The organism is Chryseobacterium sp. TB1-D10, assembly GCF_059803555.1.
Map to the genome: position 1 here is coordinate 203,371 of NZ_JAPFHB010000009.1, position 13,678 is coordinate 217,048.

General features: G+C 35.6%; 17 protein-coding genes. 1 reads left to right on the forward strand and 16 read right to left on the reverse strand.

What is annotated here, in order from left to right; genetic code table 11:
* Nucleotides 1-3: 3 nt before the first annotated feature.
* The 16 genes from OPU68_RS13990 to tilS all read right to left on the reverse strand — a co-directional run bounded on the left by OPU68_RS13990 (nucleotide 4) and on the right by tilS (nucleotide 12,479).
* Nucleotides 4-369 carry a DUF1304 domain-containing protein gene (locus tag OPU68_RS13990; protein WP_498474598.1) on the reverse strand — a complete coding sequence of 122 codons (366 nt, stop codon included), beginning with the start codon at nucleotides 367-369 and terminating at the stop codon, nucleotides 4-6.
* A 1-nt stretch (nucleotide 370) separates the two neighbouring features.
* On the reverse strand, nucleotides 371-1,153 hold the full coding sequence (locus OPU68_RS13995; RefSeq protein ID WP_498474599.1) for an alpha/beta fold hydrolase: 783 nt from the start codon (nucleotides 1,151-1,153) through the stop codon (nucleotides 371-373).
* 5 nt (nucleotides 1,154-1,158) lie between these two features.
* On the reverse strand, nucleotides 1,159-1,656 hold the full coding sequence (locus tag OPU68_RS14000) for a hypothetical protein (RefSeq protein ID WP_498474600.1): 498 nt from the start codon (nucleotides 1,654-1,656) through the stop codon (nucleotides 1,159-1,161).
* Nucleotides 1,657-1,729: 73 nt separating this feature from the next.
* On the reverse strand, nucleotides 1,730-2,251 hold the full coding sequence (locus OPU68_RS14005) for an ExbD/TolR family protein (RefSeq protein WP_498474601.1): 522 nt from the start codon (nucleotides 2,249-2,251) through the stop codon (nucleotides 1,730-1,732).
* 124 nt (nucleotides 2,252-2,375) lie between these two features.
* Nucleotides 2,376-2,810, reverse strand: a complete 435-nt coding sequence (locus OPU68_RS14010) for a GNAT family N-acetyltransferase (protein WP_498474602.1) — start codon at nucleotides 2,808-2,810, stop codon at nucleotides 2,376-2,378.
* A 2-nt stretch (nucleotides 2,811-2,812) separates the two neighbouring features.
* The gene (locus OPU68_RS14015) at nucleotides 2,813-4,876 is read right to left on the reverse strand and encodes a protein-disulfide reductase DsbD family protein (protein WP_498474603.1); all 2,064 of its coding nucleotides are present in this window, start codon (nucleotides 4,874-4,876) and stop codon (nucleotides 2,813-2,815) included.
* A gap of 40 nt (nucleotides 4,877-4,916) precedes the next feature.
* On the reverse strand, nucleotides 4,917-5,969 hold the full coding sequence (locus tag OPU68_RS14020) for a D-alanine--D-alanine ligase (protein WP_498474604.1): 1,053 nt from the start codon (nucleotides 5,967-5,969) through the stop codon (nucleotides 4,917-4,919).
* The gene (locus OPU68_RS14025; protein ID WP_498474605.1) at nucleotides 5,944-6,654 is read right to left on the reverse strand and encodes an NRDE family protein; all 711 of its coding nucleotides are present in this window, start codon (nucleotides 6,652-6,654) and stop codon (nucleotides 5,944-5,946) included. The genes OPU68_RS14020 and OPU68_RS14025 overlap by 26 nt, the downstream gene beginning before the upstream one ends.
* Nucleotides 6,655-7,164, reverse strand: coding sequence for a DinB family protein (locus OPU68_RS14030; protein ID WP_185209283.1), 510 nt, complete (start codon nucleotides 7,162-7,164; stop codon nucleotides 6,655-6,657).
* The gene (locus tag OPU68_RS14035) at nucleotides 7,157-7,525 is read right to left on the reverse strand and encodes a DoxX family protein (protein ID WP_498474606.1); all 369 of its coding nucleotides are present in this window, start codon (nucleotides 7,523-7,525) and stop codon (nucleotides 7,157-7,159) included. The genes OPU68_RS14030 and OPU68_RS14035 overlap by 8 nt, the downstream gene beginning before the upstream one ends.
* Before the next feature lie 6 nt (nucleotides 7,526-7,531).
* Nucleotides 7,532-7,960 (reverse strand): DM13 domain-containing protein, encoded by a 429-nt coding sequence (locus tag OPU68_RS14040; RefSeq protein ID WP_498474607.1) that lies wholly within the window; start codon nucleotides 7,958-7,960, stop codon nucleotides 7,532-7,534.
* A gap of 146 nt (nucleotides 7,961-8,106) precedes the next feature.
* Nucleotides 8,107-8,919 carry a hypothetical protein gene (locus tag OPU68_RS14045; protein WP_498474608.1) on the reverse strand — a complete coding sequence of 271 codons (813 nt, stop codon included), beginning with the start codon at nucleotides 8,917-8,919 and terminating at the stop codon, nucleotides 8,107-8,109.
* Nucleotides 8,920-8,940: 21 nt separating this feature from the next.
* Complete coding sequence (locus OPU68_RS14050) at nucleotides 8,941-9,390, reverse strand: YHS domain-containing (seleno)protein (protein ID WP_498474609.1); 450 nt, start codon at nucleotides 9,388-9,390, stop codon at nucleotides 8,941-8,943.
* A 168-nt stretch (nucleotides 9,391-9,558) separates the two neighbouring features.
* The gene (locus tag OPU68_RS14055; protein WP_498474610.1) at nucleotides 9,559-10,521 is read right to left on the reverse strand and encodes a redoxin domain-containing protein; all 963 of its coding nucleotides are present in this window, start codon (nucleotides 10,519-10,521) and stop codon (nucleotides 9,559-9,561) included.
* A 99-nt stretch (nucleotides 10,522-10,620) separates the two neighbouring features.
* Nucleotides 10,621-11,175 (reverse strand): RNA polymerase sigma factor, encoded by a 555-nt coding sequence (locus tag OPU68_RS14060; RefSeq protein WP_498474611.1) that lies wholly within the window; start codon nucleotides 11,173-11,175, stop codon nucleotides 10,621-10,623.
* A complete protein-coding gene (tilS, locus tag OPU68_RS14065) occupies nucleotides 11,175-12,479 on the reverse strand; it encodes a tRNA lysidine(34) synthetase TilS (protein WP_498474612.1) in 1,305 nt (434 codons plus the stop codon). The genes OPU68_RS14060 and tilS overlap by 1 nt, the downstream gene beginning before the upstream one ends.
* A 111-nt stretch (nucleotides 12,480-12,590) precedes the next feature.
* Here tilS and OPU68_RS14070 point away from each other — a divergent pair, with 111 nt between their 5' ends.
* Entirely contained in the window at nucleotides 12,591-13,427 is an 837-nt protein-coding gene (locus OPU68_RS14070) for an OmpA/MotB family protein (RefSeq protein ID WP_498474613.1), read from the forward strand.
* The last annotated feature ends 251 nt before the right edge of the window (nucleotides 13,428-13,678 follow it).

The following is a 13,678-nucleotide window of genomic DNA, read 5'->3' on the forward strand; positions in this document are numbered from 1 at the left end:
AATTTATCTCAACAAGACGAAAACCAAAACGATAATTGCCGGCAAAGCCTGAACGAAAAAGATCTTCTTCGACGCAGAAAGCGCACCATAAATCCCGGCAACGATCACACATCCAAGGAAGAATGTCGCTACATTTTTTGACCAAACCGTATCGCAAATGAATAAGCTCCAAATGAGTCCGGCGGATAGAAATCCGTTGTACAGACCTTGGTTGCCTGCGAGTCCTTTCGTGGGTTTGAAAAGCTCGTCTGGAAGTGAACCTTTAAACGTTTTCTTACCCAAAGTTTCCCACGCAAACATTTCCATATACAAGATGTAAAGATGCTCTAGAGCTACGATTGCGATGAGGATTTTTGATAGAATTTCCATTTTAGAGCACAAATTTTTTAGGTAAATGATGAAGTAATTCTGTATTGATGATCGAGGCGCAAACTTCTGGTTTCTCCCAATGTCCGTTGTGTCCGCAATCCAGAACGTAGGATTTGATGTTCGTATTATCCGGAAGATTTTTGATGGTTTTTTCAGAATTGACCGCCGAATCGTGCTTGCCGGATAAAACCAGAATTTTGCCTTCGAAGTTTTTTAAGACCTCGGATCTGTCGGGACGTTCTATCATTCCTTTTTGTGATGCGAGAACGCCGTCAACGGAAGACGTGTAGGCGATTTCTTTGGCGAGCTTTATTTTCGATTCCAGAATATCGTGCTCGTTTGGGTTGAAGAGATTTGGAACGCCAGCATTTACGAAAGCTTTCAGATTTTCTTTGATGATTCTCAAGCCTTTTGTTCTTGTCTGCTTTTTTTCCTCGTCGTCTGCGAAATAGGTGGAGAAAAACAAGGTAAACGATTTCAAGTCTTTAGGATATTTTTCCGCAAAAGCCAAAGCAATATATCCGCCCATCGAATGTCCGAGCAAGTGAAATTCTTTTAATTTCAGATGATCTGTGACTTTTTTCACTCCATCAGCCATCAAATCCATTGTTTGGATTTCAGCAATGACTTCCGACTTTCCGAAACCTGGCAAATCGATTTTTATCAATTTAAATTTCTCTGACAAATATGGTTTCAAATCATCCCAAATCGAGAGATTTTCCATAAATCCGTGGAGCAAAACCAAGGCTTCCGTTCCGTTTCCTTCTATTTCGTAATTGAGCATAATTTTTATATTTTAATTATAATTTGATCAGCAAATCCAGCACTATTCACAGATTCGTGGAGTTTGAAGGTTTTGCCCCCATCTTTTGTAGAAAAATTTCTCTTGCCACTTCTTACATCTAGTTTTCCGTTGTCATTGTCGGAAATGCTTTGTTTGATATTTCCCTCAAACTTCAGATTTTTTGGCGAAGTCATTTTTGCCGTTCCGTCAATTGATAAAAAATCTTTCCCACTGGTTTGTTTGCCGGAAACTTCATATTCATCCTGACCAATTTTTTTAAAAGTAACTTTCCCACTTCCTTTCAGCATATCATGTGTAAGGCTATGAGTTCCTTCCAGATTTTTGAAACTGCGGCTGGCAAGAATGCTGTCGTTGATTTTTGTTCTCGCAAGGTTAATAGAATCGATTATTTTTGTACTGTCAACTTTGGAAACTGCATTGTCTGCAGATTTATTACAGGAGTTAATTAAAACTAAAATTACGATCGGGAAAAGTTTTTTCATTGGCTAAATTTTCCTCTAAAATAAATAAAAAAGAGCGCCTGACAGACACTCTTTGTAAAATATTATGCAATTTTTACTGAATTTTATTCTCGTACAATTCTTTTTCTTTATCATTCATTTCAGAAATTCCGTAAAGTTCAGATTTTGTGATGGTCATTTCGTCCAACATATCAACCATCGTTTTGTATTGGGAATCGTCTGCAGGTTTTATGATTACGGTAAAAATCTCTTTTTTAGGGGCTTTTGCTTTTGCAGATTCAATGGTTTTTGCAACCTGAGCTTTGTCGAAAGACACTTCTTTCAGACTATTATCATTCAAATCTTTTTTATCTGCTTGATAATAAAAAACTTTTCCATCCTTACCAATAATAAAAACGATCGAATTTCTGTAGTCAATATAATTTTCAACGTGCCGTGGATTTTTTGGTGGGTTCGAAAAATTGATTGCGTTCGGTTTTGAGAAATTGGTTGTGAACATAAAAAATGTGATCAGTAAAAATCCCAGATCTACCATTGGCGTCATATCTACGCGGATTGGTTTTTTGTTTTGAGTTTTCTTTCCGTTAGATTGCTCTTTAATTTGAATTTCGGCCATAGCTTTAAATTTTAAGTTAATAATAGAAAATAAAAATCCATAATGATTTATCATCATTATGGATTTTGGAATACAAATTCTGTACCTTATATTTTAAATCATTGCAAAATCGCTATTCAATGAATTACGAATTCATCCATTGCTCGTAAGTCATTTCAAATTTGATTTCTTTACCCTGCGTTCCAATCTCTTTCCATTCAGCCAATCGATAGAATTTTTCGGCTCTCGTATGTGGTGCAGTTCCTAACCAGAGTGGTGTTTTGGTTTTTTGAAAATACCAATTCAACATCATATTATGCAATTGCTTTCCAATGCCCTGGTCTGCGTATCTTGGCGCAACGAACAATGCCCAGACATTATTTTCAACTGTATCTACGACTGCAAAACCAACGATTTGATTTTTGATTTCACAAACCCAAGCTTTTCCTTTTTCGATTATAAACTTTTCATAATCCGCGTCTTTTATAAGGTTTGGATCCGATAATTGATTCTCCTTTACAGAATTACGAACCATCTGCATCTGTTTGATGTCTTCAATTTTAGCTTCTCTGAAATCCATTTTTAGTTATTGTTTTTATAAAAATCAATTCCGCATTTCAGGAATTTTTTGAACTCTTCTTTTGGCATATATCCGGAAACAGGAATGTTGATCACCTTTTGATCTGGCGTTACCAAAACATAATGTGGCTGAGAATTATTATTAAAATTCACTTGCTGGAAGAGACTCCATTTATCGCCAATTGTTTTTACTTTCTTCATTTGACCGTCGCCCATATCGATTTTGATTTGTTCATTTTCCGGCAATTCTTCCTTGTCATCCACATAAACCGAAGCAATAATCAAATCATTTTGAAGCATTGGCAAGACATCATCCTGACTCCAGACGAATTCCTCCATTTTACGACAATTTTCGCAACCATAGCCTGTGAAATCTATCAAAACAGGTTTGTTCTCTTTCTTCGCCACTTCAATCGCTTCGAAGTAATTGTGATAAGGTTTCAAGCCAAGAATTCCATCTTTTTCGTCGTGGAAATAACTGACATTCAATGGCGGTAAAATTCCGCTCAACATTTGCAGTTTCGGTTTTTCTGAAGGAATCAATCCTTGAATCAGATAAACCACAAACACAATTCCGAAAACACCAAGAATTCTTCTTCCTAAACTGATCTTCGGTTTCTTGTCATCGTGCGGAAATCTGATTTTCCCGAATAAATAAACCACCAAACCAATGGCTATAATAATCCAAAGTGCAATGAACAATTCTCTTTTCAATAGGAATGTTTTGGAAACCAGATCTGCTTTTGAAAGGAATTTTAAAGCCAAAGCCAACTCGATAAAACCAAGAACCACTTTCACAGTATTCATCCAACCACCAGATTTTGGTAAGCTTTGAAGCGCTTGAGGAAACAATGCCAACAATCCAAAAACTAATGCCCAAGCCAATCCGAAACCGCCTAAAGCAAACGTCAAAAGTGTCGGAACATTCGTAGCTCCAGCGACTACTCCACCAAGCAAACTTCCCAAAATTGGACCTGTACAAGAGAACGAAACGATGACCAAAGTCAAAGCCATAAAGAAAATCCCAATCATCCCGCCAGCTTCCTCAGCTTTGGAAGATTTGTTCGCAATGGAGCTTGGTAAAGTGATTTCGTAATAGCCGAAAAAGCTCAGAGCAAAGAATAAAAATATGGCAAAGAAGAATAAATTCAGCCAAATATTGGTCGAAATCTGATTGAAAATATTCCCCGAAATCCCATCAATAATATGAAACGGAATACTTAATAAAACGAAAATCAATAGGATAAAAAAACCGTAAATGAATGCGTCTCGTTTGCCTTTTGCTTTGTCTTTATTGCCTTTGGTGAAGAAGGAAACCGTCAATGGGATCATTGGGAACACGCACGGCGTCAACAATGCAATCAATCCACCGAGGAAACCTAGTCCAAGAACAAGCCAGTTATCATTCTCCGGTTTTTGTTGAACTGCCCCACAATTGGTCAATGGATTTTTGAAGTCCAGAGAATTGATCTTCAAGCCATCTTGTTTTGCAACTGATATTTGTTCAATATTAGTAGGCTTCAAAACAGTTCCCACTTTTCCTGCAGGCGCAACTTCGTAAATGGTATCTTTTGTCTTTTCAGCGGTTTGTTCGGAAGCAACTGCGGTCGCAGTTCCAGCGATTTGTTTTTCGAATTCCAAAGTATTTGGAGCCAGACAAACGCGATCATTACAAGTCTGATACATTATTTCAGCTGTAATCGTGGTCGGTTTCGAAGCATCTTTCGGTTTGAACTTCTGCTTGAAAATCACTTTATCTGAATAATAAACGATCTGAGCGCCGAAAGCTTCTGAGAATTCATCGTGCTTTTTCCCAATTTCCTGAACTTTTCCAATTAGCTGAATTCCCTCTTTTGAAGTGATTTTAAATTCAGTTGGTATTCCGGAATCCGGTGGTAAATCTTTTGAATAAATATGCCATTTGTCTTCAATTGTTCCGGTTAAAACGGCTTCGTATTCGTCTTTTCCAACAGGATTAACATCGAATTTGAACTTAACCGGATTTTTGATTTGCGCAGAAAAGATTTGAATAATAAGAAGTGAGAATAAGAAAAAAAACCTCTTCATTTTTAATATTTTTAGATTTACAAAAGTACTTGTTTTAAGATTAATCGAGCAGAGTGCTTTGCCTTAATTTTTTTTCTATCGCCAGATTATTTTTCAAAGCCAAAAAACCTTCTTTAATATCCAGATAAGGAAATCCTGTTTCGTGATTTCTGCGACTGATTTCTGCCATTATTTTCCAGTGTTTGGTAATTTCTTTCCAAGCAAAAAACAGAGAATGTTTGGGGTCATACATATGAGTCGGTTCGCTTTTAGCACCATTTATTTCGATGATTTTTAAATTCTTTCCTTCTTTTAAAAGTTCTAGATTTTCGAACATTACATCCAGTCTTCCGAAATAAAAACCGTTGACTTTCGTACAGATTTCATCTATTTTTTGTACTAATTTTTCTGTAACTTCACTTGAAATATCAATAAATTTTGCGCCTCTCGTATGGCTTCCAAACGGTATCAGAATAATTTCTTCGTTTTCAGGAACTGTTTTCTGCATTTCGCTTCCCATTTTCAATTCTATGGCTTTGATCTGGAACGCACTTCTGGGATTTTCCATCACCAGTTCTCTCAGTGTGTTTTTGCCGTTTCCTTTTACAGATAGAAATTCTTTTTTCACCATTCCTGTAATTTTTCCTTTTTTCTCGTCTGGAAATCTGTGATAAAAAATGCCGACTTCATTTTGATAATTTATTTTTTCCTGAATCAAAAAATCGCAATCGCTGTTGTTTCGATAATTTTCCAACTCATTTAAATCTTCGAGCTGAACAACACCTAAACCTTTCAGTCCAATGTTTGGTTTTACAATAACAGGGAAGTTAATGGTTTGTGATTTTAATTCAGATACAATTTTCTGAAACGGGATTTCTGAAGATGCAAAAACCGTTTTCGGGATCCAGTTTTCGGGAATCAGATCGTAGATTTCTTTTTTACTTTCCATTGCCATTCCTCCGTATTTTATAGAAGGATTCGCTCCGTGGAAGAACAAAAGCGTTCTTGCTTTATATGCACAGTACAGCCAAACCGGAAAAAGCGGCAGGTAAATGGAAAAAGTAGACCAGTATTCCCAATGTGCAATTTTATGAAGGCGATGTTTGAGTTTCATTTTTGAGGGAAATTTTTTCGGGTTTAGAATCTGGGTTCAGTCGGTCATAATGTTTCAGTGTCATTTCATCGGAAATAACGAGCTGTGTCGTACTGATGGTTTGTATCGTATTTTGCCTTTTGATGGTAATTCCGTTTTCCAGATCATCGGTTTTCTGATGGTGGAAATCTAAAATATCTGCTTCGGAAATCGGCTCGATTTGCAGAAATTCTTTGAAAATTTCCCTTCTTTTTTCCTGTGCTTTTGCATCGTACAAAGTTGCGGAAGACCAGATGTACGGAAGATGAGCGTCTAATCTTTTAAAATGTTTTTCGGTTCCGTCCCAGCAAAATTCTGCCAATTGTTTTTCCTGAAAAATCACCAGTGTAAAAGGTTCAATGTTTTCCAAATCAATTAATTCTATTGACTTGAAAATATCTTCTTCCACTATCAGATCCAAAACAATCAGTCCACGGCTTTTTCGGTATTCCTTTTTTACCAAATGATTTTCAAAAGCACCGTTTAATAAAATGAGGGCATTTCCATTTTCTGAAACCGCAAACCACGTTCCGTTTTTGGTAGCATCTTTCGGATAAAAGATACCTTTTTCACGATGAATTTCCTGTGCAGAACGATTCGGTTTCTCGTCCCGGTTGGAAGTCAGAATAATTTTATTTTTAAGCGGAAAATACGTTACAGTACACATTTAGTTTAGGTTTTGGGTTTCTCTGTATTGAATCGTTGAAGGGGCAATTCCGAAATTTTTGTTGAGAAGATGACTCATTTTAATCTCGTTAAAAGCCACTTTTATCAAAGCCTGATGATGGATGCAATGCTCAATATTGTACAAAAGTTCCCGAAAGAAATTGGTCGGAATTTCCAAAGAAATAGTTCCCACCGTTTGATGCATTGTCAAATTTTTGTTGGGCAAATTAATGCTGAAAAGTATTTCGGAAATAATTTCTATCGCTTTTTCAGGATTATGTTCCAGTTCCGGATTTCTCTGTCTTTCGTCATAATTAATCTGATTCGTATGGTAAGAGTTCCGTAAAATTTCCAGAAACTCAATAATATGTCTTGTGTGACCGCCAATGGTAGAACCGTCCAGAGAAGGAATACTCTGAGTGTACATTTTTGCCGAAACTTTTCTCAGTAAATTCTGTTGTTCGGTAAGGATCTCGTGTAAGATCGCATAAACCGATTGGTCTTTATTCATACTTTCCTTTTTTAAATTTAAATAAAAGAATAACACAGAAAACAAAAACGGTAAGCGCAAGGTAAAACAATTTTCCGCCATCGTTATTGGTATCGATTCCCAGAATGAAAATGTGTGAGGCAATTGCTCCAATCATCGTTACAAATCCCAGAACAGCTCCCCAAAAAGTGGTTTTCGGGTTCAGAATCAAAACTGCCGTAATGAGTTCCAGAATACCTGAAAAAATTCTTCCAAAAGGTTCTGCGTGAAGCTTAGAAAAAATCGCAACAGAATCCGGATGAGCCGTAAATTTGAAGAATAAAGTCTGCAGTAAAATAATGGCGGGAATTAATCGTAATGCCCAATTGATATAGTTTTTCATATCTCGTTATTTTTTCTCCAATAAAGCGTGAGAAAATAAATGATTGTACTGTTGGCAATGAACAACGGCATATTTGTATTCATCAAAGTTTACGGGGCTTGTGAAAGTATAGGTTTGCCCGCCATTCACAGATTTCAGTTTTCCAAGCGAAATAAATTGTGCTGGCTCCTGTTCTTTACTTACATAAACGTACAAATCCGGACCATTGCTAACCGTGAAAGCATCATTGAAAACCAAGGTAAAAGTTCCGTCTTTCTCATAAATTTCAGCTTTTCCGTTAACGTTGTTTCCGTAAGGTCCCTGCATAAAGTTTCCGGAATATTTTAAAATTGCATTTTCGGGAGCCATTTCCATTAAATCTTCTGTTGCGGTATTTTCTCTGATGCAGGAAACCAAGAGAAAGGATGCGAAAATAAAGGTGATCATTGTTTTCATAATTTCTGATGTTTTTATTTGTTGTAAGTTTTTGATTGAGTGAATTAAAACCTGATTCTGTATTCTACATTAGCGATGAAGCTTCTCGTTAATCCATCGGGTCTAGCTGTTCTCACGACAAAAGGAACACCCACATTAAGTTGAAGTCAATTTCTTCGGTTGATTTCGTAATCCAGATAGACATTTCCGTTCAGTGTAAGTCCTTTCGAATTGTTAATTTCCAGTTCTACATTGTTTTGGTTGGTAAAACGGTCATTCTTCAGGTGATAAATCGGCAAAATACTTGGCGTAAGTCTTATTTTTGGATGGATCATTAAAGGATAAGAAACTCTCAGCAAAACATCGCCGCTTCTCTGGAATTTATTGGTGGATAAAAATCCTCTCAGTGCTGAACTTGCGGGATACTGTGATGCCAAAAACTGATTGTCGTTCTGCGTTAGAGGCTGTTGAAGAGCGGTAACTAACTGGATTTTTTTGATTTCATAACCAACTCCCACAATTAAATCCAGTGTTCCTAAGCTGGACTGATAATCCATTGGCAACGGAAGATTGTTTTTGGAGTTTCCTGCATCTGACAAAGGAATCTTAGCACCTAAAGTAAACTTTAGTTTTTCGTTAGCTTTATAATTGGCATTCAAAAACAAATCAGAAACGCCAAAAGTGGAAACATCGTTTCCGTTTTGCGCTAATGTTGTCAATTTTGCATCAAAGCCAAATCTGTCATTGATTTGTCTGTTATATTCTACGTAATTTCCAAAAACAGAAATCGAGTTATCTGCTTTGCCAAAGAAAATTCCGGTTTTAATTTGATTATGGTAAGTTTTGATGCTGTCATTGTTATTCGGCTGAAAACTGTTAACCGTACAGAATCCGGCGTCACTGCATCCCTGTGCAACTAGATGATTGCTTTGCAAAAGCAGTAAAAATGCAGTTCCCAGAAAAATTTTAAAGTTTTTCATAATGTTATTTTTTTGTGAGGATTAATTGGTCAGTTTTTCCCAGTTTTGGTCTGCACTTTTTTTCAGTTTCGTCTCGTTCTTGTTCCACGAAGTCAGGGTATTGTTGAAAAATTTATTGTAGAACAGGTGGGTTTTTCCGTCAATGATTTTAAAAGTATTGGGATTGATGTCTACTTTTTCACCATCATCTCCCATTGCAAAAGCGCACCAACCGCCGTAAACAGGTTCGTATTTTGCGGGATCTTTTTTCAGGAGTTCTTTATTTTTTTCCGAAGAAGTATAATAAATGGCTCCGTTTACATTAACTGCAAATTCTTTTTTCCCTTTTACAGCTTTTTTCTGTTCGATGTAAGAAACGGGATCATACCCCTGAATTGCCAGTTTGTTTTCTAAATTTCTGTGTTCTGCTTTTTGGGAAAATGCCAAAAAAGGAAGCAGAAAAACAAGAATGAACGTAATTGTATTTTTCATAATTTTTAAACTTATTGGTTTTTATTAGGTAGTTTTAACCACAAAAGAATCAAAAGATTTAACCGAATTATCAGATTGTCAAAAGTCTACAATACATAGTGGATTTTGCTGACTTTTTAATTTCTTTTTTTAATCATTTCTTTTGCAGCTTTTGCGGTCAAAAATTAATTAAAGCTGTTTTAAAATATCCTCTAACGAAGCCCTTTCTTTGTAATCGGGATTGAAGTGTCTCCAGATTACTTTTTGATTCTCGTCTAAAATATAGGTCGCGGAAACGGGTAGTCTTCCGGAATCATCGGAACGGCTTTTCTTAAAATCGTCTCCCAATCGGTTTTCGTAGAAATCGAGCGTTTTTTTCTCGGGCGTGTACAGAACATCAAAAAGTTCTGCTATTCTGTAGTTTTCATCATACAAAACGGAATACGCGGTTTTTGTTTTGCTGATAGTTTTTGCGATAAACTCAGGTTTTTCAGGAGAAATAATGACCAATCTTGTGTTTTTTGACTGTAATTCGGGAGCAAGATTTTGTAGGCTTTCAACATATTTATTACAATACGGACACCATTGTCCACGAATGAAAACCACCACGGTTTTCTTTTTTTCCTGAGACAGAGAAAATGTTTTTTCAAACTGATCTTTTGCTGTAAAGTTGGGAATCGTTTCACCTACCATTTTGCCCTTCACTTCGCTGATTGTCGGTGTTTTTTTGTCTGAATTTCTTTTCTCTATAACCGATTGTCCTATATTTAAAAATTGTGCAGCGTTGTAATATCCATATTCGTACTGCACCAGTTCGCCGTTCTGGTCTAAGAAAAGAAAGGAAGGATAATTAACGATTTTAAATTTTTTGGCAAGTTCTGTTCCTTCTTTTTCGGCATCAATATAAAGACTGATGAAATTTTTATTGAAAAATTCTCCCAGTTCAGGATTCGGGAACGTATTCTTTTTCATTAGTTTACAGGGACCGCACCAAGTTGTGTACAGATCGATGAAGATGAGTTTGTTTTCCTGTTGTGCCAATTTTTTGGCTTCTTCTAAATTTTTAGTCTGAAATTGAATTCCGGCTTTGCTTTGTGCATTGAACGAAATGGCAACTAAGAAAAAGAACGTATAAATTATTTTGGTGAACATAAGATAAAGTATTTACTATGAAGTTCCCAAAAGCAGAAAAAATCACCCGGTGAAAAGGTGATTTTTTAATTATTTTATTTAAAGTGTTGATAATCAGTTTTAAAAATTATCATCTTTTTTTATTTTTCGGATTTGTTCCACACATTTATACTTTTGATTTTGCGCATTATGCTTGGTGGAATACTTGTATTTTTCCTGTATTTCTTCCATATTTTTATTCTTCATAAAAATATCGTGGATGAGGTTTTGGCAGTGCGAAGAAATTTTATTGATGTAATCATTAAGTTTATCATAATAATTCCTTTCGTTTTCTATTGCCTGGTTGATCTCTTCTTTGTTTTCAAAATAATAGCTTTCGTACATTTCCACAAAAAAGTTTCGGTTGCGCAATTTTTTCAGCCAAAGATTTTTAGAAATTCCGGTGACATAATTGGCAAGACAAGTATAGGCTTTGAAATCATCATCGTACAATTTTTCGTACAAAATTATCAAAGCATCCTGAAAAACATCTTCCGCATCTTCCAGATTTCCTTTGTTTCCAAGAACAAACTTACGAGTGTAACCGAAATATTTTTGGTACAGAACGCCAAAGGCAACATTGTTGTCTTTCTGAAAATCTGCGATTGCTAAGGAATTGACCGCCTTTTTATTCATTATTGAAGGACTTTGAGAAAAAAATTATAATCATCATTTGTTGAAAACCTTCTATCCTGACGAAACGGCAAAATACCCAAAACATTGTCTTTCCCGTCGCAAAGAATCCAGATTTTTTGCTTGGCCAAAATAGACAATTTTTCATCTTTAAAAAACTTCGAAACTTTCTTTTTACCAATCATTCCGATAGGAAAAAACAAATCGCCTTCTTGTTTTCTTCTTAATTTTAGAGGCAATTGAACTTTGTGTTTATCTATTTTCCAGGAACAATTACCAAACGTTTTTATTTCATTTTTAATATGCTCAGGAATCAGTATTTCGTTTTCTACAATTTCAATAAAAATTATTGATTCTTCTGACTTCTGACTTCTGACTTTTGACTTCTTCTCAAAAATCAATTCGTTTCTGTTAATAATTAACTGAAATTCAGAATTAAAAAATGAACTTCCGGTTTGCGCCGTGAGAACTTTCTGCATTTCATTTTCGTCATTAAAACCAAATCGTTTCAAAATCTCAAAACGAATTATATTTGACTCTTGCGAGAATTTCGTTTTATCAATAATTGTTTGTCCAGTTTCAGTATTAGTTTTATAACCATTGATTTTTTCATTAATCAAATCATTCAGAACATCTTTTGTCTGATTCAAAATCTCCATACTTTTTGAAAAATTCTGAAGAAAATTATCATTGATGTCCAACAATTGCGGAACAATATTATGCCGGATTTTATTCCTTAGATAATCGGTTTTCTGATTCGAAACATCTTCACGGAATTCAATCTTATTATCTTTCGCAAACTCATAAATCTCATTCTTAGAAAAACTAAGAAGTGGCCGGATAATTTGATTCTCATTCGCAGGAATTCCACTCAAACCTTTTATTCCTGAAGCTTTGGAAAGATTAATAATGAAAGTTTCCAACTGATCATTTAAATGATGCGCAATTACAAGATATTCGAGATTTTGTTCTTTTTGGATTTTTCGGAAAAACCGATAACGCAATTCTCTAGCCCAATTCTGAATAGAATTTTCCGGTTTGTCATCTTTCTCTGAAACTTCATACAAATGAAAAGGAATTTGATAGCGTTCACAAAAGTCGGAAACTACTTTCTGGTCGAGGTTAGAATCCTCATTACGAAGATGATAATTGATATGTGCGATTTGAAATTTCAAACCCGAAACCTGAAACAGATCAGCCAAAACCATAGAGTCGACGCCTCCACTTACTGCTAAAAGGTATGTTTTTTGTTGCGGTTGAGATTGTAATTGCTCAAGAACGTTTTGAAATTTTAAGAGACTTAACACAATTTTATAACGAAATATTAAGTTATAAACACAAATATACGTTTATTAATCATTACTTTTGGAATGTTAAATTACGCTAAGAACTATTATTAAAACCATAAATATATACTTATGAAATTATTCAAGATTCTGACAATTGCCGTAATGGGACTTTCCCTTACCTCATGCGTCAGCAAAAAACAATTCGATGCCCTCAATCTGAATTACCAACAATGTATCTCAGATGCAGGCGAAAGAATGCGTCAGATCCAAGATTTGAAAGGCGAAAATGGTTCACTTAAAGGTCAAAATGATCTGTTGGTTGGACAAAACAACGCCTTAAAATCAAGTCTCGATGCTTGTCTTGCAAATGCAGGAAAAGGTTCTACAAACATTGATAAATTGGTTGGCGAAATCAATGCTTCCAATGCATATATCAAACAATTAATCTCCGGAAAAAGCAGAAATGACAGTTTGAATATGGCATTATCCAATAAACTGAAACGTTCTCTTGACAACATCGCAGATCAGGATGTGGACGTGAAAGTTCTAAAAGGTGTTGTATTGATTTCATTATCAGACAAAATGCTTTACCAGGTTGGTAAATACGAAATCCAGCCAGCTGCTGCAGATGTCTTAGCTAAAGTTGCGAAAGTGATCAACGATTACGATACATACAGTGTATTGATCGAGGGTAATACAGATAACACACCATTGAACAGCGCCAATGCACCAAGAGACAACTGGGATCTTTCTGCACTTAGAGCGACTGCCGTTGCAAAGGTGTTGCAAAACCAGTTTGGTGTGAATCCAAACAGAATCACGGCTGGTGGTAGATCGGAATATAACCCGAAAACAACTAATGCATCAGTTTCCGGACGTGGAGAAAACCGTAGAACGGAGATCATCATTATGCCAAAACTGGATGAGTTTATGAAATTGATGGACATTGCTCCAGTTAAAAAATAATATAGCAAATTGCTCTTAGCTTTTAGCGAGTAGCTTAAACCTTCAAGGATTGATTTCTTGAAGGTTTTTTTTGTAATTATTTGGGCAGCTTTTCCGCCTTCCACTCCCGCTTTTTTGTCATTGCGAAGGAAGATTGATAATTAATAGAACTTTTCGACAATCGCAATGACAAATGAGCTCCGTTCCTTTAGATTTGTAATAATAAAATATGATTGGGAAAATATTAAATTTAGAAAGAGAAAAGCATTTAA

Coding starts and splice junctions, on each gene's coding strand:
- OPU68_RS13990 (WP_498474598.1), bottom strand. CDS start 369: ATGGAAATTCTATCAAAAATCCTCATCGCAATCGTAGCTCTAGAGCAT.
- OPU68_RS13995 (WP_498474599.1), bottom strand. CDS start 1,153: ATGCTCAATTACGAAATAGAAGGAAACGGAACGGAAGCCTTGGTTTTG.
- OPU68_RS14000 (WP_498474600.1), bottom strand. CDS start 1,656: ATGAAAAAACTTTTCCCGATCGTAATTTTAGTTTTAATTAACTCCTGT.
- OPU68_RS14005 (WP_498474601.1), bottom strand. CDS start 2,251: ATGGCCGAAATTCAAATTAAAGAGCAATCTAACGGAAAGAAAACTCAA.
- OPU68_RS14010 (WP_498474602.1), bottom strand. CDS start 2,810: ATGGATTTCAGAGAAGCTAAAATTGAAGACATCAAACAGATGCAGATG.
- OPU68_RS14015 (WP_498474603.1), bottom strand. CDS start 4,876: ATGAAGAGGTTTTTTTTCTTATTCTCACTTCTTATTATTCAAATCTTT.
- OPU68_RS14020 (WP_498474604.1), bottom strand. CDS start 5,969: ATGAAACTCAAACATCGCCTTCATAAAATTGCACATTGGGAATACTGG.
- OPU68_RS14025 (WP_498474605.1), bottom strand. CDS start 6,654: ATGTGTACTGTAACGTATTTTCCGCTTAAAAATAAAATTATTCTGACT.
- OPU68_RS14030 (WP_185209283.1), bottom strand. CDS start 7,164: ATGAATAAAGACCAATCGGTTTATGCGATCTTACACGAGATCCTTACC.
- OPU68_RS14035 (WP_498474606.1), bottom strand. CDS start 7,525: ATGAAAAACTATATCAATTGGGCATTACGATTAATTCCCGCCATTATT.
- OPU68_RS14040 (WP_498474607.1), bottom strand. CDS start 7,960: ATGAAAACAATGATCACCTTTATTTTCGCATCCTTTCTCTTGGTTTCC.
- OPU68_RS14045 (WP_498474608.1), bottom strand. CDS start 8,919: ATGAAAAACTTTAAAATTTTTCTGGGAACTGCATTTTTACTGCTTTTG.
- OPU68_RS14050 (WP_498474609.1), bottom strand. CDS start 9,390: ATGAAAAATACAATTACGTTCATTCTTGTTTTTCTGCTTCCTTTTTTG.
- OPU68_RS14055 (WP_498474610.1), bottom strand. CDS start 10,521: ATGTTCACCAAAATAATTTATACGTTCTTTTTCTTAGTTGCCATTTCG.
- OPU68_RS14060 (WP_498474611.1), bottom strand. CDS start 11,175: ATGAATAAAAAGGCGGTCAATTCCTTAGCAATCGCAGATTTTCAGAAA.
- OPU68_RS14070 (WP_498474613.1), top strand. CDS start 12,591: ATGAAATTATTCAAGATTCTGACAATTGCCGTAATGGGACTTTCCCTT.